Source organism: Bifidobacterium sp. UTCIF-38, from assembly GCF_006454495.1.
Taxonomy (GTDB): domain Bacteria; phylum Actinomycetota; class Actinomycetes; order Actinomycetales; family Bifidobacteriaceae; genus Bifidobacterium; species Bifidobacterium callitrichos.
The window spans coordinates 126,588-152,232 of sequence record NZ_JFAL01000012.1; the positions used below are offsets into that span (position 1 = coordinate 126,588).

The window sequence follows — 25,645 nt, forward strand, 5'->3', positions numbered from 1 at the left end:
AAACCGGGCATGACGTGCTCCTGACTACACTTGGATACCAAAGGTGAGGAATCCGGCAGCGCGCCGATGCGACTTCGCACCGCACACACCACACAAGGAGTTGAGTTCAAGGATGGTCGATTATGACGCCGCAGTCGCGGCCGTGCAGGATCCGGATGCGGATCCCGTCTTCCTCGCGAAAATCGCTTACGAGAATCCGGAGTTCGGCGCGAACGTGGCGGTGAACCCGCGTGCCTACCCGGGGCTGATCCGCTGGCTCGCCGAATTCGGCGACGACCGCGCGCGTCAGACCGTCGCGCAATTGGGATACAAGGTGTCGGACTCCCCCGCCGGCGCGAATCAGCCGAATCAGCAGACGACGCCGGCGGCGAACGAGCCGGACGTCGACGCGGGAATCGGCGTCGATCAGGCGAGCGCGCAACCCGCCGCACAGCCCGCATCATACGATCGAGCCGCATCGTACGGCGCTGACGCCTACGTGAAGCCGGCGCGCAACCCCTACGGATTCACCGCGGAGCAGGCCGCGACCACTACCGATCAGATGCAGATGGCGGAGATCGCCCGCAACGCCCCCGAACTGTACGCGGATCTGGCGCGCAACCCCAACCTGTATCCCGCGCTCGTTGACTGGCTCGCCCAGCTGCACGACCCGGCGGTCGACGCGGCGCTCGCCGCACGCGGACGTCGCTTCTGAAAGGAGCATCCGATGGCCCGAACGATTCCGTTCCCTCCCCCGCCCGAACTCGGCTGGTATGAGGATGACGCGCATGGCGGTCACGCATTGGCCGACGATATCGAGTCCATCGCCGATCATCCGATCGACGCCGAGGCCCTCGACGGCGACGGCCTGCTCGGCATCGCCCCCATCGATCGCATCGGAGGCATGTCCGATATCAGTGATCTTGCGGCAATCGAGGACGCCTACCCCGCCACCAGCGCCGCGATCCCGCAGTCGACCGTGCCGATGACGGTACGGTCGGCGGTCGGTCGCAGCGGCCAGCAGTCCGTCCTTTCCGGGTTCCCCGGGTCCTCCGCGACTGCCGGCGCTCCCACGGGTGACGCGCGCAGCACGCTGCCGCGCCATCAGGAGCCGTCCGTCTCCTCGGACGCGGGTGCGAGTGCGACTTCGGGTCCTTCGGATGCCGGTCAGGTCATGCCCGATGACTTTGGCGATTCCCTTCCCTCCGGCGCTTCTGACGGGTCCTCCGCCCCCGCCGCCCGCACGTATCGCATGATCAACGGGACCACGCATCAGGAGATCCTCGTGGACGCCAGCATGCTCCTGGGTCGCAGACCGTCCAATCCGGTGCCGGACGGCGCCAAGGTCGTCCAGCTCGACGATCCGACGCGCACGATCTCGCGCAATCACGCGACGATCACGATGGACGCCGAGGGGCGGCTGTGGCTTGACGACTGCGACTCGCTCAACGGCACGTATCTGGTCGTCGACGGGCATGACGTCAAGGTCACGCCCGGCTCGCCGGTCTCCATCGAGGCGCCTGCGGTCATCCGATTCGGAGATCAGCTGTTCAATCTGCAGTAGACGACAATACGAACAACGGCAAGGGCCGCGGTTCCTCCCCTGATGGGGAAGGAACCGCGGCCCTTGTGATCAGTCGCGGATCAGTCGCGGATCAGCTGCGCTCAGGCGTTCTGATCGTCGGCGTCGGCGTCATCGGATGCAGCCGAATCATCGGCGTCATCGGCGGGCGCGTCCGAGGCATCCGCGGCATCCGCGGAGTCGGCGTCGGAGGCGTCGTCGGTGTCCAGACCGGCGAGCAGATCGCTGTGATCGATGTGGTGCGCATCGTCACCCTCGTCGCCGCCGAAGTCGGCGGTGCCGCCCTGGTCGTCGAGGAAGTCGTCGGGGTTGAAGTCCTCGCCGAGCTTGAGATCGCCGAAGTCGATGTTGGAGAAGTCCACATCGCCCATGTCGCCGTCGTTGAAGTCCATGCCCTCGTTGTCCGCGTCGCCGCCCAGACCGAAGTTCGGGTAGATGGTGTCGCGGATGGCCTTGTCCGGCTCGACGACCGCGTTGCGGTAGCGGGCCAGACCGGTGCCGGCGGGGATGAGCTTACCGATGATGACGTTCTCCTTGAGACCCTTGAGGTCGTCGACCTTCTGGTTCAGGGCGGCATCGGTGAGCACGCGGGTCGTCTCCTGGAAGGAGGCGGCGGACAGCCACGAATCGGTGGCCAACGAGGCCTTCGTGATGCCCATGAGCTCCGGACGGCCGGAGGCCGGCTTCTTGCCGGCCTTGACGGCGGCCTTGTTCACGTCGCGGAAGCGACGCTGGTCCACCAGCTCGCCCGGCAGCAGATCGGTGTCGCCGGAGTCGATCACGGTGACGCGACGGCTCATCTGGTGCACGATGACCTCGATGTGCTTGTCGTGGATGTCGACGCCCTGGGAGCGGTACACGTTGTGCACCTCCTCGACGATGTTCATCTGCGCGGCGCGCTTGTTGAGGATGCGCAGGATCTTCTTCGGATCCACGGAACCCTCGACCAGCTGGCGGCCGGTCTCGACGTGCTCGCCGTCCTTGACCAGCAGCGGCACGCGGCGGGAGACGTTGTACGTGATCGGCTTGATCACGCCGTCCTCGGTCGGGGCGCCGGAGTCGGAGTCCGGGTTGAGGATGACCTGACGGCCGCGGTCGTTCTCGGTGACCTTGATGGTACCGGCGAACTCGGCGATCGGGGACTCACCCTTAGGCGTACGGGCTTCGAAAAGCTCGGTGACACGAGGAAGACCCTGGGTGATATCGGACGCGGAGGCGACGCCACCGGAGTGGAAGGAACGCAGGGTCAGCTGCGTACCCGGCTCGCCGATGGACTGGGCGGCGACGATACCGACGGCCTCGCCGACGTCGACCAGCTTGTTGGTGGCCATCGACCAGCCGTAGCACTTGGCGCACACGCCGCGGCTCGACTCGCAGGAGAGCACGGAACGGCACTTGACGAACTCGACGCCGTGGGCGACCAGATCGTTGAGGACGTCCATCGACAGGGCGTCGTCGCGCTTGTACAGCACGGTCGTGCCGTCGGCCGGGTCGACGACGTCGGCCGCGAGCAGACGGGAGTACGGGCCGCCGTCGGCGTTCTTGACGAGCACGAGGTTGCCGTCGGCGTCACGGTCGGCCACGCGGATCTGGATGCCCTGCTTGGTGCCGCAGTCCTCCTCGCGCACGATGACGTCCTGAGCCACGTCGACCAGACGACGGGTCAGGTAGCCCGACTCTGCGGTACGCAGTGCGGTATCGGCCAGACCCTTACGCGCGCCGTGCTGGGAGATGAAGTACTCCAGCACGGACAGGCCGTCGCGGTAGTTGGACTTGACAGGACGGGGGATGATCTCGCCCTTCGGGTTCGCCACGAGGCCACGCATGCCTGCGATCTGGTTGATCTGCATCATGTTTCCTCGTGCACCGGACTGGACGATGATGGCGAGGTTGTTCGACGGATCGAAGTCGTGCTCGACGGCCTTGGAGACCTCGGCGGTGCACTTGGTCCACAGGTCGATGAGCTCCTGACGGCGCTCCTCCTCGGTAAGAAGACCCATCTCGTAGTTCTCGTTGACCGTGGCGGCCTCGTCCTCGTAGCTGGCGACGAGCTTGGTGCGCTCGGCCGGCTCGATGACGTCGGAGAACGCGAAGGACACGCCGGACCACGGGGCTCGGGTGAAGCCGAGATCCTTCAGGGCGTCCAGCGAGGCGGCCACCTGGGCGGTGGAGTAGCGGGTCGCGATGTCGTCGACGATCTTGGCCAGACGCTTCTTGCCGACCTGCTCGTTGACGAACGGGTAGTCGATCGGCAGGGTCTCGTTGAACAGCACGCGGCCGTAGGAGGTGGCGAACAGCGCGGTGCCGTCGTGGAAGCGCTCCTCCCTGACGACCTCCTCGCCGTTCTGCGCGGCCGGGTCAGCGACCTTGAGCTCGCCCGGCTCCCAGTCCGCGGGCAGCACGAAGTTGCTCGGCACGCGGATGAGCACCTTGGCCTGCATGTCGATCTCGTGCAGGTCGAGGGCCATCTCGGCCTCGGCGAGCGAGGAGAACACGCGGCCCTGGCCCTTGGCGCCCTCCATCACGGTGGACAGGTAGTACAGACCGAGGATCATATCCTGGCTCGGCATGGTCACGGTGTGGCCGTCGGCCGGCTTCAAGATGTTGTCGGAAGCCATCATCAGCGAGCGGGCCTCGGCCTGGGCCTCGGCGGACAGCGGCAGGTGGACTGCCATCTGGTCGCCGTCGAAGTCGGCGTTGAACGCGGCGCAGGCGAGCGGCGGCAGGTGGATGGCCTTGCCCTCGACGAGGATCGGCTCGAACGCCTGGATGCCCAGACGGTGCAGCGTAGGCGCACGGTTGAGCAGCACCGGGTGCTCGGAGATGACCTCCTCGAGCACGCCCCACACCTCGGAGTCGCCGCGGTCGACCAGACGCTTGGCGCTCTTCATGTTCTGCGCGTAGTTCATGTCCACGAGGCGCTTGATGACGAACGGCTTGAACAGCTCGAGCGCCATCGGCTTCGGCAGACCACACTGGTGCATCCTCAGGGACGGGCCGACGACGATCACGGAACGGCCGGAGTAGTCGACTCGCTTACCGAGCAGGTTCTGACGGAAACGGCCCTGCTTGCCCTTGAGCATGTCGGACAGGGACTTGAGCGGGCGGTTCGAGGCGCCGGTGACCGGGCGGCCGCGACGGCCGTTGTCGAACAGGGAGTCGACGGCCTCCTGGAGCATGCGCTTCTCGTTGTTGAGCATGATCTCCGGGGCGCCCAGCTCGATGAGTCGCTTCAGACGGTTGTTGCGGTTGATGACGCGACGGTACAGGTCGTTCAGGTCGGAGGTCGCGAAGCGACCGCCGTCCAGCTGGACCATCGGGCGCAGATCCGGCGGGATGACCGGGATCACGTCGAGGACCATGGCCTCCGGCTTGTTGCCGGTGGACAGGAAGGCGTTGACGACCTTCAGGCGCTTCAGAGCCTTGGTCTTGCGCTGCTCGGACGCGTCCTTGATCTCCTCGCGCAGCTCGGCGGCGATGGCCTCGAGGTCGAGCGACTGGAGGCGCTTCTTGACCGCCTCGGCACCCATGCAGCCCTCGAAGTAGTCGTCGTAGCGATCGCGCATCTCGCTCCACAGATCCACGTCGTCGATGATGTCGCCGGGCTTGAGCTTCTTGAACTTGTCGAAGACGGCGCCCATGCGCGCGATCTGATCGTCGTAGCGCTGGCGGATGGCCGCCATATCGCGCTCGGCGGAGTTGCGCAGCTTGGCCTTGGCGGCGCCCTTGGCCTCGCCGGCCTCCTCGAGCTCGTGCAGATCGGCCTCGACCTTCTTGGCGCGATCCTCGATCTCGTTGTTGCGGCGATGCTCCAGAGCGTTGATGTCGTGGTCGAACTCGGCCTGCAGATCGGGCAGATCCTGGTGACGCTGCTCGTCGTTGACGGCGGTGACCATGTAGGAGGCGAAGTAGATGACCTTCTCCAGCTCCTTCGGGGTGACGTTCAGCATGTAGCCCAGACGGGACGGCACGCCCTTGAAGAACCAGATGTGGGTGACGGGGGCGGCCAGCTCGATGTGGCCCATGCGCTCGCGGCGCACGCGGGAGCGGGTGACCTCCACGCCGCATCGCTCGCACACGATGCCCTTGAAGCGCACGCGCTTGTACTTGCCGCAGGCGCACTCCCAGTCGCGGGTCGGACCGAAGATCTGCTCACCGAACAGACCGTCCTTCTCCGGCTTCAGGGTGCGGTAGTTGATGGTTTCGGGCTTCTTGACCTCGCCGTGGCTCCAGCCGCGAATGTCGTCCGCGGTGGCCAGGCCGATCCTCAGCTTGTCGAATGCGTTGACGTCCAGCACTTGTTTCTTTCGTCCTTACTTACGCTAGCTTGTCGTTGTCTCGATTGACTCTTTGGCTCATGGGCGGCGCCGGCCGGGGGTCGTCCCCGTCCGGCCGTGCGCCGCCGTCATAAACCTTCAGGTCCGGTATCGCTCACTGATACTCGGGCTGCGGGGCGGCCTGGTCTTCCTTCGCAGCGGCGTCCGGGCGGGCGCCGATGTTGAAGCCGAGGTCGTCGGAGGCGTTCGTCGGATCGTCGTCCTCGTCCTTCATGTCGATGGCCTGGCCTTCGGCGTTCAGGACCTCGACGTTCAGGGACAGGGACTGCATCTCCTTGAGGAGCACCTTGAAGGACTCGGGGATGCCCGCCGGCGGCAGGTTCTCGCCCTTGACGATCGCACCGTAGGCGCGCACGCGGCCATCCACGTCATCGGACTTGGTGGTCATCATCTCGTGCAGCGTGTACGCGGCGCCGTAGGCCTCGAGGGCCCACACCTCCATCTCGCCGAAGCGCTGGCCGCCGAACTGCGCCTTGCCGCCCAGCGGCTGCTGGGTGATCATCGAGTACGGGCCGGTGGAACGGGCGTGGATCTTGTCGTCCACGAGGTGGTGGAGCTTGAGCATGTACATGTAGCCCACGGAGATCGGACGCGCGAACGGCTCGCCGGTGCGGCCGTCGAACAGCGTGGCCTTGCCGTCCGGGCCGACCATGCGGTCGCCGTCGCGGTTCGGCAGCGTGGTGGACAGCAGACCCTTGAGGACGTCCGGCTTGACGCCGTCGAACACCGGGGTCGCGACCGGGGTGCCCGGCTCGGCCTTCTCGGCGCCGGCGGGGACGAGCTTCTTCCACTCGGCCTCGAGATCCGGATCCAGGGAGATGTCCCAGCCGGAGTGCGCGATCCAGCCCAGGTGCAGCTCGAGCACCTGGCCCAGGTTCATTCGGGACGGCACGCCGAGCGGGTTCAGCATGATGTCGACCGGGGTGCCGTCCGCGAGGAACGGCATGTCCTCCTCGGGCAGGATGCGCGAGATGCAGCCCTTGTTGCCGTGGCGGCCGGAGAGCTTGTCGCCGACCGTGATCTTGCGGTGCTGGGCGATGTAGACGCGGATCATCTGGTTGACGCCGTTGGGCAGCTCGTCGCCGTCCTCCTCGGCATCCTCGCGGGTGATCTCCTTGACGCCGATGACCGTACCGGTCTCGCCGTGGGGCACGCGCAGCGAGGTGTCGCGCACCTCGCGGGACTTCTCGCCGAAGATGGCGCGCAGCAGGCGCTCCTCCGGGGTCAGCTCGGTCTCGCCCTTCGGCGTGACCTTGCCGACGAGGATGTCGCCGGCCTCGACCTCGGCGCCGATGCGGATGATGCCGCGCTCGTCGAGGTTCGCCACCGCGTCCTCGCCGACGTTCGGCAGGTCGCGGGTGATCTCCTCGGCGCCCAGCTTGGTCTCGCGGGCGTCGATCTCGTACTCCTCGATGTGGATCGAGGAGAGGGTGTCGTCCTGCACGAGACGCTGGGAGATGATCACGGCGTCCTCGTAGTTGTAGCCGTTCCACGGCATGAACGCGATGAGCAGGTTCTTGCCGAGGGCCAGCTCGCCGTTCTGGATGGCCGGGCCGTCGGCCATCACGGTGCCGGCCTCGACGCGCTCGCCGTCGTGGACGATCGGACGCTGGTTGTAGCAGGTGGTCTGGTTGGAACGCTGGAACTTGGCCAGCTTGTAGGAGCTGGTGGTGCCGTCGTCGTTCATCACGCGGATCATGTCGGCGGACACGTAGGTGACCACGCCGTCCTTCTCGGACTTGATGACGTCGCCGGAGTCGTTGGCGGCGCGCCACTCGGAGCCGGTGCCCACGAGCGGGCGCTCGGACTCGATCAGCGGAACGGCCTGACGCTGCATGTTGGTGCCCATCAGCGCTCGGTGGCCCTCGTCGTGCTCGAGGAACGGGATCAGCGAGGCGCCGAGGGAGACCATCTGGCGCGGGGAGACGTCCATGTAGTCGACCTGGCTGACCGGGACATCGACCGCCTCCTCCTCGCCGACTCGGGCAAGGGCCTCGTCCTGGACGAAGTTGCCGTCCTTGTCGAGCTCCTGGTTGGCCTGGGCGATCACGTGGTCGAGATCGCGGTCGGCGGTCATGTACTCGACCTCGTCGGTGACGTGGCCGTCGACGACCTTGCGGTACGGGGTCTCGATGAAGCCGAACGGGTTGACGCGGCCGAAGGTCGCCAGCGAGCCGATCAGACCGATGTTCGGGCCTTCAGGGGACTCGATCGGGCACATACGGCCGAAGTGGGACGGGTGCACGTCGCGCACCTCCATGGAGGCGCGGTCGCGGGAGAGGCCGCCGGGGCCCAGCGCGGAGAGACGACGCTTGTTCGTCACGCCGGAGAGCGGGTTGTTCTGATCCATGAACTGGCTCAGCTGGGAGGTGCCGAAGAACTCCTTGATGGTGGCGTTCACCGGGCGGATGTTGATCAGGGACTGCGGGGTGATGGCCTCGGCGTCCTGGGTGGTCATGCGCTCGCGCACGACGCGCTCCATACGGCTCAGGCCGGTTCGCAGCTGGTTCTGGATCAGCTCGCCGACCTGGCGGATGCGGCGGTTGCCGAAGTGGTCGATATCGTCGACGTCGACGCGCAGCTCCACGTCCTCGCCGTTGCGCTTGCCCGGGAAGGTGGTCTTGCCGTCGTGCAGGGTGACGAGGTACTTGATCGTCGCGATGATGTCCTCGTGCTTGAGGCTGCGATCGTTGATGTCGGTCTCGAGGCCGAGCTTGCGGTCGATCTTGTAGCGGCCGACGCGCGCCAGATCGTAGCGCTTGGTGTTGAAGTAGAAGGAGTCGAGCAGGTTCTTGCCGGCGTCCGGGGTCGGGGTGTCGGCCGGGCGGATCTTGCGGTAGAGGTCGACGAGGGCCTCGTCCTGGGTCTGCAGCTGCTCCTTCTCCAGGGCATCGAGCACCAGCGGGTAGTCCTTGAACGCCTCGCGGATCTCCGGCTTGGTCATGCCGATGGCCATGAGGAAGACGATCGCGGACTGCTTGCGCTTGCGGTCCACGCGCACCTGCGGCTGGTCCTTCTTGTCGATCTCGAACTCGAGCCATGCGCCGCGCGACGGGATGATCTTCGCGCCGAAGACCTCCTTATCGGAGGTGCGGTCCTGCTGGCGGTCGAAGTAGACGCCCGGGGAGCGCACGAGCTGGGAGACGATGACGCGCTCGGTGCCGCCGATGATGAAGGTGCCGTGCGCGGTCTGCAGCGGGAAGTCGCCCATGAACACGGTCTGGGACTTGATCTCGCCGGTCTCGCCGTTCTCGAACTCGGCGTTGACGTACAGCGGCGCGGAGTAGGTGTAGTCCTTCTCCTTGCACTCCTGGACCGTGTGGCGCGGCTCCTCGAAGTACGGGTCGGAGAAGGTCAGGGACATGGTCTGCGCGAAGTTCTCGATCGGAGAGATCTCGTTGAAGACCTCATCGAGGCCGGAGGTGTGCGGCGTCGTCACGGTGCCGTTCTTCTCGTCCTCGGCGACGCGCGCCTTCCAGCGGTCGTTGCCGATCAGCCAGTCGAAGCTGTCGGTCTGCACGCCCAGCAGGTAGGGCACATCGATGGGTTCCTTGATGGAACCGAAGTTCACGCGGTCCGACGCCTTGTGCAGGTCGATGTCGTGCTGGTCGGCGCGTGCGGTGATGGTGGTGGTGTTCGTCTTGGACTCAGTAGCCAATGGACGTTCCTTATCGCTCGCTAGATCGTATGGTTTCCCCGGGAGCGCCGGCACGGCCACCATATGCCTGTGCGGGCGCTTCATCGTTGACGGCATGCCCGCAATATGACACGCCATATGCAAGTAAATAAATGTAGTGGTAAGGGTGGACTCTTTACCGCGGCGAGACGACCTTCCCACACGACAGAATTAAATCAGCACATTTCCTTCACAAATCACATGACTATTGGCGGCTGATTCGGCATTTCCAGTCTTTCCGGCATCTTCGGCATCTCCGGTGCCCTTGCCGGTGTTGACAGCGCCCCAGTGATGTCCCACGCTTCCACCACGGACGCGCTCGGCCGTTACTGCACCTCGACGGTGACCGGCTGGCTCTTGACCTTCGGCGCGTTCTTGAGACTCAGCACGCCCACGTACGTGCCGCGATCCACCTTGGGCAGATCGTCCTGGTTCTCGACGCACTGGTCGGACGTGCGGCTCGCGTTCCACGTGATCGTCTGGACGTCCTTGTCGCCCTTGGCCATGAGAAGCGTCCGCGCCTCGGTCGGACAGGAGTCGGAGCGCCACACGGTTTCGCCGCCGGAGGTGATGGTGAGCACGCGCCCGGAGTCGGACGCGTCGATGGTGCAGGAGTCGGAACCCTCGTGCGTGATCGTCGCCACCCAGTCAAGCGAGCCGCCGACCGCGACGGTGGCGGTCTTCGCCGTCAGTTCAAGCCGCGTATTCTTCGCCGTGCAGTTCTTCACGGTGGCGCTGTGATGCGGTTCGGGCGAGGTGGAGCGTTCGAGGACGGCATGGCTTGCATTGCCCGTGGCCACGTTGATGACCGCACCGGCTCCGCGTCCGAGGCTGTACACGGTGAATCCCAGCACGAACAGGACGACGACAAGCGCCGAGAACACGACGATGCGCCGGCGACGATAGATCGCGCGCTGGCGCTTGCTGAGCTTGCGCTTCTTCCCGTTGGGTCTGCCGGCACTGGGTTTGCCAGCACCGGACCTATCCGCGGGCGAACCGCCAGACCGGCCGCTGCCTGCCGAACGGCCCGACGCCCTGTTCCCCGACATCGCCCCTGATCTCACCCCCGGACGACCCGCACCGCCGGGGTTCACGGTTCCGCCCATGCTGCTCCTCCTGACTGCCATAACATCCCCAGTGTACGGACGAACGCGTTCGATACGCGCGGAACAGACGATTCTCCCAATACCTCACACGCGCCGGGCCTAGCCCCGCGGCAGCCTCAGCGCCCCGTCGGGCAGGATCTCGATCAACCCGTCCTCGTCAAGACCCGCGATGCAGGCGTCGAGCTGGACATGGTCCCGCCACAGCGACTCAACCCGCTCGCGCGGCAGGGAACCGGGGTCCCGGGAACCCACGGACTCGGCAGGCAGCTCGCGCAACGCCTTGAGCACGATGCCGCGCACCTGACGGTCGGTGCCTTGGAACCTCTGTCGCGGGCGCGTACGCCGCTCCCCCAACCCCGGCCGCCCGGCGGCAAGGAACGCGCAGTCGTCCGACACCGGGCACTGCTCGCACAACGGGTTCTTTGCCGTGCACACCAGCGCGCCCAGCTCCATCACCGACTGGTTCCACACGACCGACGGCGGGGTCGCACGCGGGACATGTCGTGAAACACCCTGTGGAACACCGCGTGAAACATCGTGTGAAACACCCGACGGCACACCCATCACGGCATCACCCGGACCATCATCCGGACCATCATCCGAATCGCCACCATCCGACGGCAGGACCTCGTTCGCGAGCGCGCGCTCCAAGGGACTCGCCGCTCCCCCGCGCGACTCCTCGCCACGGAACAACCGGGAGAGCACGCGACGGATGTTCGTGTCGATCACGGCCACGCGCTCGCCGTACGCGAAGCTCATCACGGCGGACGCGGTGTAGTCACCGACCCCAGGCAGTGCGACAAGCGCGTCGTACGCGCGCGGCAATTCGTCGCCGCATTCGCTCGAGACGACGCGCGCGCACTCCTGCAATCGCAGCGCGCGACGCGGGTAGCCGAGCCGCCCCCACGCGGTGATCACGTCGGCCTTGGGCGCGGCGGCGAGCGCCCTGGCGTCGGGCCAGCGTTCCATCCATTGGGTCCAGTACGGCACGACACGGCTCATCTGCGTCTGCTGGCTCATCACCTCGGAGACCAATACGCCCCACGGGGTCGCGCGCCCGAAGCGCCACGGCAGGTCGCGCGCATTCGCCTCCCACCACGCGGCGAGCTTCAGGCGGACGCGTTCGGCGCGGTTCGCCCGATCAGTCGGACCGGTATCGCCCGCATCACCGGACGCCACCACGCCGGTTCCATCGATCCGACCATCAGCCCGACCGCTCTCAGTCCGATCACCGTTCCGCACCATTTCCACCCCTTTCGTCAAGGACCCCATTGTGCCGGCCACGCCGTACAGCCGCCGACGACACGACGTCCCGACAACCCCTACGTCATCCCGTAGCCGTTATGAGGACAACCCGGACATGAATCAGGGTCCGTTCAGGGCGACTACAGGCAAGTTCGCCGTCGCCCGAACCGACAATGAAGTCATCGCGAAATCACGAAGAAGCGAAACGCGAGAGAAAGAGGCTCCCATGCATAACGCATCCACCCTGTCCATCGTGGTGCCCTCCTACAACGAGGAGGACTGCATCCCGCTGTTCCTCGCGGCGATGGCCGACACCATCGACGACATCGACGCGGCCGCGCCCGGCATGCGCGTCGAACTGGTGTTCGTGGACGACGGCTCCCGCGACCGCACCGCCCAGCTGCTGCGCGAGGCGGCGAGCGGCACATGGCCGTTCGACGTCCGATGGATGTCGCTGTCGCGTAACTTCGGCAAGGAGGGCGCGCTGCTCGCCGGACTCGACGCGGCGAGCGGCGACCTCGTGGCCGTGATGGACGCCGATCTGCAGGATCCGCCGTCGCTCTTGCCTCGCATGGCCGCCATGCTGGCCGACGATCCGACGCTTGATTGCGTGGCGACGCGACGTACCACACGCGCCGGCGAGCCTCCGATCCGATCGGCGTTCTCCCGACTGTTCTACCGTCTCATGAACCTCGTGTCGCCGGTCGAGGTGCCCGACGGCGCGCGCGACTTCCGCATGATGCGCAGGGCCATGGTCGACGCAATCACCGCGCTGCCCGAACGCAACCGGTTCTCCAAGGGGCTGTATGCGTGGGTCGGATTCCGCACCGCGTGGATCGAGTACCCGAACGCGAGACGCGCGGCCGGACGCACGACATGGAACTTCCTCACGCTGACCGGATACGCGATCGACGGTCTCATGTCCTGTTCCACGATGCCGCTGACCATCGCCTCCTACATCGGTCTGCTATTGTGCGCGGTCGCGTTCGGCGCCACCTGCTTCATCGCCGTGCGCGCGGCCCTGTTCGGCGATCCCGTGGCGGGCTGGCCGTCACTCGCCTGCATCGTCACGTTCATCGGCGGGTTGCAGCTGCTGTGTCTCGGGGTGATCGGCCGGTATCTGGCGAAGACGTATCTCGAGACGAAGCGACGGCCGAGCTACATCGTGCGCGACGGCAACCTCGGGGACAACTTCAGGGAGCCGGCGTCGCGGTAGGCGCCGGCAACCGTCACAGGAAACCCAGCCATGTCACGCCCACGCCCCTCCGCATGCCGATTCCACGCAGACGCCACCTCCCCCGTCCCGAACCGGATGCGCCCGCACCCACGTCCCATCCTTCCCATCCCCTTCCCCATGTTGGCATTGTGCTGCGCCGCCGCCGTCACGACGGCCAGCGCGCTGATGGGACGCGGACGATCCCTGTGGTTCGATGAACAGTATTCGCTGATCCTCGCCTCGAAGCCGGTGCCGGAACTCATCAGGCTGACCGCCGTGGACGCCCATCCGCCGCTCTACTACCTGATGCTCAAGTCGTGGATGCCGCTGGCGCAGGGGAACATCGACATGCTGCGTACGTTCAATTGTCTGCTGCTCGGGGCCGCCGTGCTGACACTGCTCGTCATGCTGCGCGACCTGTTCGGCGAGCGCGTGGCGTGCCTGTGCATGCCGTTGTTGCTGTGCGGCGGGTTCATGCTGCGTTACGGCTACGAGCTGCGCATGTACGCGATGGCGATGCTGCTCGCCACGCTCGGCACCTATGCGCTCGTGCACGCCGCGGGCGTCACCGTGGTTCGCCATACCGGCCAGACGCGACCGGGACCGGCCGCACCACGGACCGAATCGCGAAACCCGTCCGCGGTCCTCGGTTGGTGGGCGGCGTACGCGGTGATCGTCGCGTTGGGCATGCTGACCCTGTATCTGACCGCCTTCGTCTGGTTCACGCACGCGGTCTGGCTGGCCATCCGTTCGGTGAAGGCGGTGCGACGGGACGAATCGCGACAGCCCGAATCGCGACGGACCCGAACCGTTGGCACATGGCGTTGGATGCTCGCCTACGTCGCGTCGATCCTGCTGTTCCTGCCTTGGATGCCGGCCGCGATCGGACAGGTCCGCGGCTCCTCCTCCGTGCTGCCGCCGGTGACGCGCAGGATGAACATGTCCGGCGTGGCGAACGCGTTCGACGTGATGCTGCTCGGCATGACCGAGGACGAGATTCCCGCGCCGGCGTCATTGATGGTCGGGGTGATCGTGCTGGCGGCCGCCGGATCGCTGGTCGCGGCATACATGGCATGTATGTGCACACCGCGACGGACGGATGCGGAAAACGGGGCGGACCAAGGGAATCGCGGGGATCGGACGGGTCACATGGATCGCATGTCGGCGATGACGTTGATCGTCATGCTGTTCGTCGTACCGACAACGTTGCTCATACTCTGGTCGGCGATCCAGGAGACGGCGAACGGCGGATACGGCATGTTCTCGGTGCGCTATCTGAGCGTAATCGCACCGTTCCTCTACGCGACGTTGGGCGTATCGTTCGCCCTGCCCCTCACCGAGGGCCGGGCATCGCCGGCACCATCGCCGGGCATAGCCGTACTCCGCCGAACCACAGTCTTCCGACACCTCACCGGAATCGCCTACGTAGTGACGCTGGTCACGCTCCTCGCCGGCACCATCGTGTTCGGTGTGCGGGGCAATCACAGCTTCGATCGCGATGACACTCCCGGATCGGCCGCCCTGAGCCGTCAGGTCGAATGTTCCGAGACACATCCGGTGGTCGCGCAGGACGAATACACGTACATCGACGCGTACTGGTACTACCGCGACTGCCCGGCCTACCGTTTTCTCGACGCCGACGACGCGCCGGCGCGCGGCGGATACGCGCCCCTACATGGGTCGGCCGCGCAACTGCGGTCTCTTGACGACCTCGACGCGACAGGGTTCACGCTGCTGTCATGGTCAACGACGCGCGACTACGACCGGTTGCTCGACTCGGATAAGTGGACGCGAACCGGCATCGTGAAGCACGATGCGAACGCGGCCATCACCTATCGGGAGTATCGGGAGTTCCCGACTCATCTGCCGCCGGCGAAGTTCAACTGGCGCCACGCCTCGTAGATCGCGATCGACGCGCAGTTGGTGAGGTTGAGGCTGCGCAGACTCGGGCGCATCGGGAGCCTCACCTGTTCGGCCACATGCGGTCCGGCCATGATGTCCATCGGGTCGGGGATGTTGCCCGGCTCGGGGCCGAACAGGAGGATGTCGGTCGGACGGTAGTCGATCTCCGTGTACAACTTCGTGGCGTGCGCGGTGAATGCGATGATGCGCGAGTTCGGCATCGACTCGACGAGGTTCTCGAAGTTCGGGTGCAGTACGACGTGCGCCATGTCATGGTAATCGAGGCCGGCGCGGCGCAGTTTGGTGTCGCGCAGGTTGAAGCCGAGCGGCTCGACCAGATGCAGGATCGTGCCGGTGACCGCGCACAGGCGGATCGCCGAACCGGTGTTGCCGGGGATGCGCGGGCTGTAGTAGCACAGATGCGGGGTGACGGTCTCCGTCTCGGCGGCCTTCTCGGCGGAGAGCATCGCGTCGACCACCGAGATCGGGTTGCCGTGCGCGTCGGTCACCAGTTCGTCCGGCCCGTAGTTCGACTTACGATAACCGTATTCGAACATCTTCTCGACCTTGTCCTCCGGGTTGGAGGAAGTCTCGCCCTCCCCGGGCATGGTCTGGTTCTCGCTCATATTCCTGTTTCCGTCCTATTCCACCACGGGTCTCGTCTTGTTCGTATCCGTTCCCTGTCACGGACGACTTCGTATCCGCCCCACGTCACGGCCGACAACCGAGCATAGGCCATCCTCTATCCACATGAACTCCCCGAACAACAACCCCTCCATCACCACCGGAACCACAAACCCCGTAATCACAACCCTCCATCACCATTCCATATCACCACCGGACCCTCCATATCACCACCAGAACCATCAACCCCTCCGTGTCACCACCAGAAAAACAACCTCCCAGAACCACAACCCCTACATCACCACCAAAACCCCAACCCATGTCACCCCCGGAACCACAACCCTCCATCACCACCACAAACTCCTCCATGTCAACCGGAACCATCAACCCCTCCATCACCATCAGAACCACAAACCCCGTAATCACAACCCTCCATACCACCACCGGCCCCTCCATACCACCACCGGAACCACAACACCCGGAACCACAACACCCCAATCCACCCCACCCCACACAGCCGGCGTACGTCCGATCGGATGTTTTCGTCTTGCGCCCGGATGAACGTACGCAGAGTCCCGATCAGAGTACGTTCATCCGGAGGTTTCCGTGGGCTATCCGGGCGAACGTACGTTAAGCGGGGCTCACCGTACGTTTGTCCGGAAAGACATTGAAAAGACCTGGGGAAACGTACGCCAGCCGCAGTGAGGAGGGCGGAGAGAAGGGTTGGGGTGGTAGGTGAACAGGTGATGGGTGAACAGGTGATGGGTGAACAGGTGATGGGTAATGGGTGGGGGTGGACAAGGGTAGTAGGTGAACAGGTCAGGCGGCAGACGGTAGGTGGTAGGTGGTAGGTGAACAGGTAGGCAGTAGTCAGACATGTGGCGGGTGGGGCTAGACTGCAGAATAGACAAGTGTCTAGTTCGAGCGGATGGTTGACGCATGTCTCGGGACATGGTTGAACAGACATTGGGGAACCAACCGGTACGGGACCGGGCGGTGGAACGGATGTCGGAGGTGATCTCCCCTATTACTATTCCCCCGTTACGTCGTCATCGTATTAGGGGTACACCGGCGTCACGCAACATCACGAACAGACGATTCGAACCACACACGTCCTCGTAGGTGCAGTGGAGGATCAAGGTCACGCCCGCGGCATACAACACACGATCCCGTTCCTTCTGCTCATTGAGTACCTGCTTCGCGGTACGCCCACGGGTCATGGAGACATCCTCGTACTTGGCCATGCCATCATATTCCAGGACGATCACGCGCCCGTCGTACAGCTTCCACAGGAAATCCACTCGAAATCGACGTGCGGGATACGAGGGATCACGGATCTCGACCTGCAATTGCGGCACTGCGAATCCACCGATGATGATGGCCGCGCGGACCAACGACTCTCCACCGTTCTCGCTTCTCCCATCGGCGTATCCGATCAACATCTCGATGGGAGCGCGATCCATATGCAATCCCTTACATGCGTCACGGACCGACGTCATGTCCACACCCTTGCGCGCCGCCGAATCGAACACGGCCAATGCATAACGAAACTGCATGCACAGGGCGCAGTCGATCAACGTCCGAACGGGATCGGTCACGGTAATGCCGTCCACCGGATGCTTATTCACCGACGGTATATACAACCGTCTTATCTCATAAGCCCCCGTGGCCACCATTCCGGATCCCCGCCCGTTGGTTGCCCCATAACCGCCGAAGTCCGATCCTGCCGATCGTCCGGCGTCGCCGATAGCCATGGACAAGCGGGATCTATCGACGGTTCCGTCCCCATTGGCATCCGCCACGTATACGGCGTCATCATGAAGCGCCCAGGAATGATCGAATCCGTAGACGTCCGCGGCGGTCAGTCCCGCGAACACCCATGTCGGATGCAATACCAGCAGTCCACGTACCACATGGAGCGAACGCTGACAGGCGTTGAGCCGATGCCAGTAATCGGGAGACATATACAGGTTCCTGTATGGCGATACCAATTCACCCGCCTTATGCCTCCGCTTCAGAGCACGTCTCATGGCGTCCGTGTCCCCGATGGCGCAACGATGCTCCTCTTGCGCACGCGCAATCGCCATGTTCACTCCCCTGTGCTGTTTCATGTCTCTCACGGTAAACATGACGGAGGGAAATGGACAATCACCACAGGGGAATTCCGGATAACCCGGACATCATGTGGATAACTCCGGGTACTTATGTCGGACGGAAACAACACCCCCGTCCTCCACACACAACAAACCTGTATACGTTGTTACGGAGGTTACCGGAATACTGGGGATTACGGGGGTTACCCAATTACCGAGGGTACCGGGGATACCGGGGTTATCAAGGTACCGGGGATACCGGGGTTCTGTGGATACCGTGGGTACCAGGAATTACCTGGTACCAAGGGTACCGAAGTTACCGAGGATACCCAGTTACCGGGATATCGGGATACCAAAGGTACCGGGGTTACCGGGTTACCAAGGTACCGGGGATTACCAGCGTACGTTCAACCGGGTATTCCCGCCCCATATCCGGACGAACGTACGTTGGTTACGGGTCAGAGTACGTTCATCCGGGTATTTCGGGGGGTCTTCCGGGGAAACGTACGGTGACCGCCGGCCAGTGTACGGTTGCCCGGAAAAGTTGTGGGAATACCCGGATGAACGTACTCCGACACAGGATGGGCGGGGCCGATCCGGTCCAACACCGGTCTGAGTCCGGCCAACACCGGCCGAATCCGGCCGAATCCGGCCAACCCCGGCCTAGGTCAGTTCTTGAAACTGTGGATCGGGGCGGGGATGCGGCCGCCGCGGGTGACGAACGCCTCACACGACGTCTGGTTGACGGGGATGATCGGCGCGTAGCCCATGAGTCCGCCGAAGTTCGCCATCTCGCCCACACCCTTGCCTTCGACCGGGATGACGCGCACGGCGGTGGTCTTCTGGTTGACCATGCCGATGGCCGCCTCATCGGCGATGAGGCCGGAGATCGTGGCAGCCGTGGTGTCGCCGGGGATCGCGATCATGTCGAGGCCGACCGAGCACACGCAGGTCATCGCCTCGAGCTTCTCGATCGTCAGGCATCCGGAGGCCGCCGCATCGATCATGTTCTTGTCCTCGGAGACCGGGATGAACGCGCCGGACAGGCCGCCGACGTAGGACGACGCCATGATGCCGCCCTTCTTGACCTGATCGTTGAGCATCGCGAGGGCCGCGGTGGTGCCGGGCGCGCCGACCTGCTCGAGGCCGATCTTCTCCAATACCTCGCCGACCGAATCACCGACGGCCGGGGTGGGCGCGAGAGACAGGTCGATGATGCCGAACGGCACGCCGAGTCGACGCGACGCCTCCTGCGCGACCAATTGGCCGACGCGGGTGATCTTGAACGCGGTGCGCTTGATCGTCTCGCACAGGAACTCGAAGTCCCTGCCCTTGGCGGCGTCGAGCGCACGGGAGACGACGCCCGGGCCGGAGACGCCGACGTTGATGACCGCATCGCCCTCGGTGACGCCGTGGAAGCCGCCGGCCATGAACGGGTTGTCGTCGGGCACGTTGCAGAACGCCACGAACTTCACACAGCCGTAGGAGTCGTTGTCGGCCGTGCGGTGCGCGATGTCCTTGATGATGTGGCCGAGCAGCTCGACCGCGTTCATGTCGATGCCGGTCTTCGTCGAGCCGACGTTGACCGACGAGCAGACGACCTCGGTCTCGCTCAGGGCCTGCGGCAGGGAGCGGATGAGCAACTCCTCGGCCGGGGTCATGGCCTTGGAGACAAGCGCGGAGTAACCGCCGATCAGGTTGACGCCGACCTCCTTCGCGGCACGGTCGAGCGCGTGCGCGATCTTGACGAAGTCCTCGGTGGTCTTGCAGCAGCTGGCGCCGACCAATGAGATCGGGGTGACGGTGATGCGCTTGTTGACGATCGGGATGCCGTAGTCGCGTTCGATGTCCTCGCCGGTGGAGACGAGGTCCTTCGCGTACGTGGTGATCTTGCGGTAGATGTTGTCGCAGGTCTCGTCGACGGACTCGCTCGCGCAGTCGAGCAACGAGATGCCCATCGTGATGGTGCGCACGTCGAGCTTCTCCTGCTCGATCATCTGGTTGGTCTCGTGGACCTCCATGATATTCAGCATGGTGTTGTTCCTTTCGAGGCCGTCGATCAAATGCGATGCATCTTGGTGAAGATCTCCTCGCGCTGGCAGCGGATGCGCACGCCGATGTCGTCGCCGAGGTCCTCGAGGTTGCCGACCATGGCGCTGAACTCCTTGTCCGAGTTCGAGTAGTCGACGATCATCATCATGTTGAAGAATCCGTCGATGATGGTCTGCGAGATGTCGAGCACGTTGACGTGGTGATTCGACAGGTAGGTGCAGACTCGTGCGATGATGCCGACGGTGTCCTGGCCGACGACGGTGATGATTGCCTTGTTCATGGCGCTCCTGAAATCGAAAACAAAAACGGGTGTCTTCCAAGTATAGGAAGACACCCGTATCCCCCGCCCGCTCCGTCTCAGTCGGAGCGTCGGCGTGTCAGTGGGTCACGTCGATACCGTCAACGTGCCGTCACGGACGACGAACGGCGATCATGCCGCGATGACCTTGTCCTTCCGGGTGACGCCATCGACGTCCACCTCGGTGAGCTCCGGCTCGTGCGCACGCTCACGCAGCATGAACGAGCACGCGAACACGCAGACGATCAGTGCCAGTCCGAACAGGTAGCCGTAGCGCGATCCGGTCACGAACCCCCACTCGGTATCCGTGCCGCCGGTCGCCATATAGTGCGTCTGCCCGAGGCCGAGCAGGCAGGTCGCGATTGCGGTGGAGATCGCGCCGAACACCTGCTGCATCGTATTGAGGATCGTGCTGCCGTCCGCCGCCATGCGGCCCGGAAGCGCCTTCAGCGCGGCGGACTGCGTGGACTGCTGGATGAACGGGATGCCCACCATCACGATGATGTGTGCGGCGAGGAACAGCGCGATCGACGAGCCGACGCCGATCGCGTAGAACAGCGCGCCGCCGACCACGGTCATCGCCACGCCGATCCACACGAGTCGCTTCGCACCGTGACGGTCGAACAGGCGGCCGGCCATCAGCGTGCATACGGCGTTGACGACCCCGCCGGGCAGCATGAGCAGACCGGCGACGGTGGAGCTCAGTCCGAGGCCGCGCTGCAGCTCCTGCGGCACCAGGTACATGAACGCGAGCGTGCAGGCGAACGAGCAGCTCACCATGATCGCCGGCGTGCGGAACGCGGCGACGCCGAGCGCGCGCAGGTCGAGCAGCGGCGCCGCGATGTGCAGCTGGCGGTACGCGTAGAACGCGAGCACGACGACGCCGACGACGAGCAGCGTGACGACGAGGGGCGAGAAGCCCATGTCGGCGACCAGGCTCACGCCCGCAACGAGGCCGCCGAAGCCGAGCGCGGACGCGATGATGGAGATCACGTCGACGGCCGGACGCGTGCGTTCGATCGGGGTGACGAAGAACAATGCCGTGCACACGAGCGCGATGACGGCGATGACGGCGAACAGCGCGAAGATCGCACGCCAGGAGACCGCGCCGATGAGCGCGCCGGCGATGGTCGGGCCGATGACCGGCGCGAACATGATGACGAGGCCGGCGACGCCGTTCGCGGCGCCGATGCGATGGGGCGGGAACACGCGCATGATGGCCGCGTACATGGTGGGCAGCACGACGCCGGTGCTCACGCCCTGCGCGATACGGCCGGCGAGCAGCACGGGGAACGTGGGGGCGATCGTGCACACGACGGCACCAGCGAGGAAGCAGACGAGCGCGGCCATGACGAGCGTCTTGGCCTTCACCCACTTGAGCAGGAACCCGACGCACGGCAGCACCACGCCGATGGCGAGCATGTAGCCGACTACCATCCACTGGGCGGTGCCGGAGGAGACGCTGAAGTCGTCCATCAGATCGGGAATGGCGATGTTCATCGACGTTTCGGAGAGCATGCCGAGGAACACGGCGAAGTACAGGCCGAGCATCACGCGGTGCGGATGCTCGAAGCGCGATGCGGGTTCGCCGCCGGGAACGGGCGTGGCGATCTCGTAGGAGGGATTGTCGAGATGCGGTTTGCGGGTTGCGTCACTACGGTCGGTTGTCATATCGGACAACGGGATACCTCTTCTTGTCTCTTGGATCTCTGTCGCCGCCGGACGGCTCCCGCGGACATGGCTGACGCACACCCGCATCACGTTTCATGCGAAACACACATGCGAAACGCACGGGCGGCGGCAACATCGCGGGGAACCGGGAACCCCTAACGTCCGGGTTCCGGCGGACAACGAAAAACCGCATGCCGTCTGGCGTGGAAAACGCCAAGCGGCATGCGGTTATCAAGTCGAGAAGCGACCGTAGTACATTTCCGGTTTTTTCGTAAGTCCGCCGCGCGTGTCGCGGCGACGGACCGGACGGCGGATCAGCGGGGCGTCACGCCTCGCTGATCCGCGTGCGTCACGCCTCGCGAGAGGCGGACGGCGCGGCGTACGCGGCGAGGGCGCGCGGGGCGTGGAAGCCCTGACGCTCGAACTCATCGGCGATCTTCTGGGCGACCTCCTGGGAGCGACCCTTGTCAACGAGCGCGATGATGGAGCCGCCGAAGCCGCCGCCGGTCATGCGCGCACCGTAGGCGCCGTTCTTGCGGGCCACGTCCACGGCGATGTCGAGCTCGGGCACGGTGACCTCGTAGTCGGCGGCGAGGGAGTCGTGGGAGGCGTTGAACAGGCGTCCCGCGGCCTGGATGTCGCCCTTGGCGAAGGCACGCACGAAGGAGCGGACGCGCTCGATCTCGGTGACGACGTGACGCACACGCTTCTTCATCGTCTCGTCGGGCAGGGCGTCAAGGGTCTCCTTCAAGGCCTGGAACTGGTCGTCGGCCTTGGAGATGCCGTCGGCGGCTACGCGCAGGTTGGCGACTCCGAGGACCTTGGCGGCCTCCTCGCAGGTGGCGCGGCGCTGGGCGTACTGGCCGTCGTTCAGCTGGTGCGGGGCCTGGGTGTCGACGACGAGCAGCTCGAGGTTGTACTTGTCGAGGTCGAACTCCTGCTGGGAGACGTTCTCCAGCGGGGTCAGCTCCGGACGGCAGTCGAGCAGCAGCGCGTGGCCGGCGGTGCAGCGCATCGAGGCGTTCTGGTCGAGGCCGCCGGTGGAGGCGCCGGCCATCTCGTTCTCGGACTTGATGGCGGCGTTGATGAGGGTCACGCGGCCGGCGTCGGAGTCGCCGTAGCCGAGGTTGTACACGTCGTCGAGGGCGAGCGCCGTGGAGCAGGTCATCGCGGCGGAGGAGCTCAGACCCGAGCCGAGCGGCACGCAGGAGGTGAACGCGGCATCGAAGCCCTTCACCTTGGTGAAGCCGGCCTCGCGCAGAGCCCAGGCGACGCCCACCGGGTAGGCGGCCCAGCCGTCCACACCGCGGGCCTTGAGGCCATCGAGATCGGCCTCGGTGACCTTGTCCGGGGCGACGTCGGAGACGACGCGCACCTTGGTGTCCTCACGCGGCTTCAGGGCGATGAACGTGCGGTGCGGCAGGGCGATCGGCAGGCACAGTCCGGCGTTGTAGTCGGTGTGCTCGCCGATCAGGTTGACGCGGCCCGGCGCGCCCCACACGCCCTCGGGCGCGGTGCCGAAGGTGTCGACGAACAGCTTGGTGGCCTTGGACACGCCTTCTTCGTGGGAAAGCGGCTCAATGAATTCAACATCGGTCATTGGTGTGTTTCCTTGTTTTCTTTTCTTTTTTTGATTGCGATTGCGATTGCGATCAGAGTCGTGACGGCCGGGCGGACGCTCAGTCGGCGATGTCGATGTCGCCCAGCTCGTGGAAGCGCTTGGCGATGAGCTCCGGGGTGGTGTCGGAGATCCAGGCGGCCATGCCGGATTCGGAGCCGGCGAGGTACTTGATCTTGTTGGCGGCGCGGCGGAAGCTGAAGAACTGGAGGTTCAGACGGTAGTTCGCGCGGCGCGGGTCGTGGATCGGGGCCTGATGCCAGGCGGCGATGTACGGCAGGTCCATGCCCTTGCCGTCGCCCTTGTCGAAGAACGCGTTGCCGCGCTTGAGCAGGTGCGAGTACATCGAGGCGAGGTCCCAGCGCTCCTGGTCGTTGAGCTCGTCGAGGGTGAGGACGTCGCGCACCGGGGCCACGTGGACCTCGAGGGGCCAGCGGGCGGCGGCCGGCACGTAGGCGACCCAGCTGTGGTTGCGCAGGACGACGCGCTCCTTGGCCTCGAGCTCGGCGTTCATCAGGTCCTTGAGCAGGTTGCCGCCGGTCTTCTCGTGGTAGGCCTCGGTGTGCTGGAGCTCCTTCTCCATCTTCGGGGCGATGAACGGGTAGCAGTAGACCTGGCCGTGCGGGTGGGCGAGGGAGACGCCGATCTCCTGGCCGTGGTTCTCGAACGGGAAGATCTGCTCGATGCCCTCCATCCTGGAGATCTCGGCGGTGCGGAACGCCCAGGCCTCGACGACGGTGCGCAGGCGGGACACCGGCAGGTCGGCCGGCAGGCCGTGCTCGTCGGGGTCGAAGCAGATGACCTCGCAGCGTCCGGCGGCCATCTTCTTCTCCCACAGCGGGTTGCCGTCGACGAAGGTGACGTCCTCGGAGCGGCCGGGCACGCGGACCATCGACGGGAAGCGGTTCTCGAAGACGACGACGTTGTAGTCGGTGTCCGGGACCTCGCCGTCCTGATACGGGTCGCCAGGCTTGCGGGCGGCCAGCGGGTTGCCCTTCGCGGTGGCGCCGGGGCCGGCGGTGATCGGGCGGTTCATGCGGGCGGTCGCCATCGGGATCCAGTCACCGGTCAGCGGGTCGCGGCGCATTTCGGGGGCCGCGTACGGCACCTCCTCGCCGGCGGCGTTCAGCTGGTTGCTGAAACGGTACGGCAGGTCGCGCGGGTCCTTGAGCTCGCGGGTCTTCTTGCCGGAGACGTACTCCGGATCGTCGTCGAGGTAGAAGAAGTCGCGTCCGTCGGCGAGCTTCGTCGGCGTGATGCGGATGTGTTCCTTGGCGTATTCGCCGGGCTCGTAGGCTGCGAATTCGGTCATGGTTACTGCTGCTCACTTTCCTGTGCGGGCTCGACCTGTTCGGCCAGGACGAGCTCATTGACCAGTTCCTTCGTTTTGGCGGCGGTATCCGGATCGAGACCGTCGTCTGTAATGACCGTTTCCACCTGGTCGAACCGCGCGAACAACGACAGCGATGTGCAGCTCCACTTGGTGTGATCGGTCAAAATGATGGTGCGATCGGCGATGCCCATCATCGCCATATCGGTTGCGGCCTCCAGCGAGTTGGGCATGAGGAAGCCGCGGGGAATCGACACGGAATGCGTGCCGAGGAAGACGGTGTTGACGCGCAGGGAGGCGATGACCTTGTCGGCGATCGGACCGACGAGCGAGTTGGATCGCGTGGTGACGCCTCCGGTGACGATGACCTCGACGTCCTTCGATTCGAGCGCCTGCACGAGTTCGGCGACCGGAATCGAATTGGTGAGGATGGTGATGCCGCTGGCCTGCTGGCTTTCCAGCAGGTGCTGCGCGAAGACATAGGCCGTGGTGCCGCCGCCGATGGCGATGACGTCACCGGGAGACACGTATTTGATGGCCTCCTGCGCGATGGCGTCCTTGAGACCGATGTCCATCTGCGACTTTACAGAGAACAGCGGTTCGCTCAGCAGCGTGCTGGTGGTGACGGCGCCGCCATGGACGCGTTTGAGCAGTCCCTTGTCGGCAAGTTCGGCGATATCGCGGCGGATGGTCATCGCGGAAACGCCGAGTTCCTTACTCAGGGCCGTGATTCGCACGGCACCTCTGGTGCGAAGCCTGCTCAGTATCAGGTGTTGACGTTGTGACGATATCATACGAACATTATCGCACACAAACGCCCATTTACCAAACCGACTTGTGCGTTTCGCGCAAGGAATTTTCGGTTTTGCAAACGTTAGCGAACAAAACGGCACATCGACGACGTAGTCACCCCCGT

The 25,645-nt window shown here is 64.9% G+C and carries 17 protein-coding genes; 4 read left to right on the plus strand and 13 right to left on the minus strand.

The window, feature by feature from the left end; genetic code table 11:
* Positions 1 to 112 precede the first annotated feature (112 nt).
* Positions 113 to 694, plus strand: coding sequence for a hypothetical protein (locus tag BW11_RS05255; protein WP_043165115.1), 582 nt, complete (start codon positions 113 to 115; stop codon positions 692 to 694).
* A 12-nt stretch (positions 695 to 706) separates the two neighbouring features.
* Positions 707 to 1,543 carry an FHA domain-containing protein gene (locus BW11_RS05260; RefSeq protein ID WP_140444934.1) on the plus strand — a complete coding sequence of 279 codons (837 nt, stop codon included), beginning with the start codon at positions 707 to 709 and terminating at the stop codon, positions 1,541 to 1,543.
* Positions 1,544 to 1,644: 101 nt separating this feature from the next.
* On the opposite strand, the gene BW11_RS05265 is transcribed toward BW11_RS05260, so the two are convergent.
* From BW11_RS05265 to BW11_RS05280, 4 genes are all read right to left on the minus strand, one after another.
* A complete protein-coding gene (locus BW11_RS05265; RefSeq protein ID WP_258184555.1) occupies positions 1,645 to 5,859 on the minus strand; it encodes a DNA-directed RNA polymerase subunit beta' in 4,215 nt (1,404 codons plus the stop codon).
* Between the two features lie 133 nt (positions 5,860 to 5,992).
* Entirely contained in the window at positions 5,993 to 9,556 is a 3,564-nt protein-coding gene (rpoB, locus tag BW11_RS05270) for a DNA-directed RNA polymerase subunit beta (protein WP_043165114.1), read from the minus strand.
* A gap of 344 nt (positions 9,557 to 9,900) precedes the next feature.
* A complete protein-coding gene (locus BW11_RS05275) occupies positions 9,901 to 10,680 on the minus strand; it encodes a hypothetical protein (RefSeq protein ID WP_258184556.1) in 780 nt (259 codons plus the stop codon).
* A 99-nt stretch (positions 10,681 to 10,779) separates the two neighbouring features.
* Positions 10,780 to 11,859, minus strand: a complete 1,080-nt coding sequence (locus BW11_RS05280; RefSeq protein WP_258184557.1) for an A/G-specific adenine glycosylase — start codon at positions 11,857 to 11,859, stop codon at positions 10,780 to 10,782.
* A 292-nt stretch (positions 11,860 to 12,151) separates the two neighbouring features.
* Between BW11_RS05280 and BW11_RS05285 the strand changes: the two genes are divergently transcribed.
* Both BW11_RS05285 and BW11_RS05290 read left to right on the plus strand, forming a co-directional pair.
* A complete protein-coding gene (locus tag BW11_RS05285; protein ID WP_140444936.1) occupies positions 12,152 to 13,141 on the plus strand; it encodes a glycosyltransferase family 2 protein in 990 nt (329 codons plus the stop codon).
* Between the two features lie 138 nt (positions 13,142 to 13,279).
* Positions 13,280 to 15,043 (plus strand): hypothetical protein, encoded by a 1,764-nt coding sequence (locus BW11_RS05290; protein WP_140444937.1) that lies wholly within the window; start codon positions 13,280 to 13,282, stop codon positions 15,041 to 15,043.
* Here BW11_RS05290 and BW11_RS05295 read toward each other — a convergent pair.
* The 9 genes from BW11_RS05295 to BW11_RS05335 form a co-directional block, all read right to left on the minus strand.
* On the minus strand, positions 15,001 to 15,669 hold the full coding sequence (locus BW11_RS05295; RefSeq protein WP_258184558.1) for a tRNA (cytidine(34)-2'-O)-methyltransferase: 669 nt from the start codon (positions 15,667 to 15,669) through the stop codon (positions 15,001 to 15,003). The genes BW11_RS05290 and BW11_RS05295 overlap by 43 nt on opposite strands.
* Before the next feature lie 205 nt (positions 15,670 to 15,874).
* The gene (locus BW11_RS05300) at positions 15,875 to 16,123 is read right to left on the minus strand and encodes a hypothetical protein (RefSeq protein WP_140444938.1); all 249 of its coding nucleotides are present in this window, start codon (positions 16,121 to 16,123) and stop codon (positions 15,875 to 15,877) included.
* Positions 16,124 to 16,716: 593 nt separating this feature from the next.
* Complete coding sequence (locus BW11_RS05305; RefSeq protein WP_140444939.1) at positions 16,717 to 17,778, minus strand: hypothetical protein; 1,062 nt, start codon at positions 17,776 to 17,778, stop codon at positions 16,717 to 16,719.
* Between the two features lie 650 nt (positions 17,779 to 18,428).
* The gene (locus BW11_RS05310; protein WP_107044229.1) at positions 18,429 to 19,793 is read right to left on the minus strand and encodes a PFL family protein; all 1,365 of its coding nucleotides are present in this window, start codon (positions 19,791 to 19,793) and stop codon (positions 18,429 to 18,431) included.
* Between the two features lie 26 nt (positions 19,794 to 19,819).
* Positions 19,820 to 20,092 carry an ACT domain-containing protein gene (locus BW11_RS05315; RefSeq protein ID WP_043165110.1) on the minus strand — a complete coding sequence of 91 codons (273 nt, stop codon included), beginning with the start codon at positions 20,090 to 20,092 and terminating at the stop codon, positions 19,820 to 19,822.
* A 150-nt stretch (positions 20,093 to 20,242) separates the two neighbouring features.
* On the minus strand, positions 20,243 to 21,781 hold the full coding sequence (locus BW11_RS05320; protein ID WP_140444940.1) for a DHA2 family efflux MFS transporter permease subunit: 1,539 nt from the start codon (positions 21,779 to 21,781) through the stop codon (positions 20,243 to 20,245).
* A 349-nt stretch (positions 21,782 to 22,130) separates the two neighbouring features.
* A complete protein-coding gene (galK, locus tag BW11_RS05325) occupies positions 22,131 to 23,381 on the minus strand; it encodes a galactokinase (RefSeq protein WP_043165107.1) in 1,251 nt (416 codons plus the stop codon).
* Between the two features lie 79 nt (positions 23,382 to 23,460).
* On the minus strand, positions 23,461 to 24,711 hold the full coding sequence (galT, locus tag BW11_RS05330; RefSeq protein ID WP_043165105.1) for a galactose-1-phosphate uridylyltransferase: 1,251 nt from the start codon (positions 24,709 to 24,711) through the stop codon (positions 23,461 to 23,463).
* Between the two features lie 2 nt (positions 24,712 to 24,713).
* Positions 24,714 to 25,523 (minus strand): DeoR/GlpR family DNA-binding transcription regulator, encoded by an 810-nt coding sequence (locus BW11_RS05335; RefSeq protein ID WP_043165103.1) that lies wholly within the window; start codon positions 25,521 to 25,523, stop codon positions 24,714 to 24,716.
* Between the last annotated feature and the right edge of the window lie 122 nt (positions 25,524 to 25,645).

Excerpts from the sequence above, each read along its gene's own strand:
- BW11_RS05255 (WP_043165115.1), top strand. The coding sequence starts at position 113 with ATGGTCGATTATGACGCCGCAGTCGCGGCCGTGCAGGATCCGGATGCG.
- BW11_RS05260 (WP_140444934.1), top strand. The coding sequence starts at position 707 with ATGGCCCGAACGATTCCGTTCCCTCCCCCGCCCGAACTCGGCTGGTAT.
- BW11_RS05275 (WP_258184556.1), bottom strand. The coding sequence starts at position 10,680 with ATGGGCGGAACCGTGAACCCCGGCGGTGCGGGTCGTCCGGGGGTGAGA.
- BW11_RS05285 (WP_140444936.1), top strand. The coding sequence starts at position 12,152 with ATGCATAACGCATCCACCCTGTCCATCGTGGTGCCCTCCTACAACGAG.
- BW11_RS05290 (WP_140444937.1), top strand. The coding sequence starts at position 13,280 with ATGTTGGCATTGTGCTGCGCCGCCGCCGTCACGACGGCCAGCGCGCTG.
- BW11_RS05295 (WP_258184558.1), bottom strand. The coding sequence starts at position 15,669 with ATGAGCGAGAACCAGACCATGCCCGGGGAGGGCGAGACTTCCTCCAAC.
- BW11_RS05300 (WP_140444938.1), bottom strand. The coding sequence starts at position 16,123 with ATGGAGGGGCCGGTGGTGGTATGGAGGGTTGTGATTACGGGGTTTGTG.
- BW11_RS05305 (WP_140444939.1), bottom strand. The coding sequence starts at position 17,778 with ATGAAACAGCACAGGGGAGTGAACATGGCGATTGCGCGTGCGCAAGAG.
- BW11_RS05310 (WP_107044229.1), bottom strand. The coding sequence starts at position 19,793 with ATGCTGAATATCATGGAGGTCCACGAGACCAACCAGATGATCGAGCAG.
- BW11_RS05315 (WP_043165110.1), bottom strand. The coding sequence starts at position 20,092 with ATGAACAAGGCAATCATCACCGTCGTCGGCCAGGACACCGTCGGCATC.
- BW11_RS05320 (WP_140444940.1), bottom strand. The coding sequence starts at position 21,781 with ATGACAACCGACCGTAGTGACGCAACCCGCAAACCGCATCTCGACAAT.
- galK (WP_043165107.1), bottom strand. The coding sequence starts at position 23,381 with ATGACCGATGTTGAATTCATTGAGCCGCTTTCCCACGAAGAAGGCGTG.
- galT (WP_043165105.1), bottom strand. The coding sequence starts at position 24,711 with ATGACCGAATTCGCAGCCTACGAGCCCGGCGAATACGCCAAGGAACAC.
- BW11_RS05335 (WP_043165103.1), bottom strand. The coding sequence starts at position 25,523 with ATGATATCGTCACAACGTCAACACCTGATACTGAGCAGGCTTCGCACC.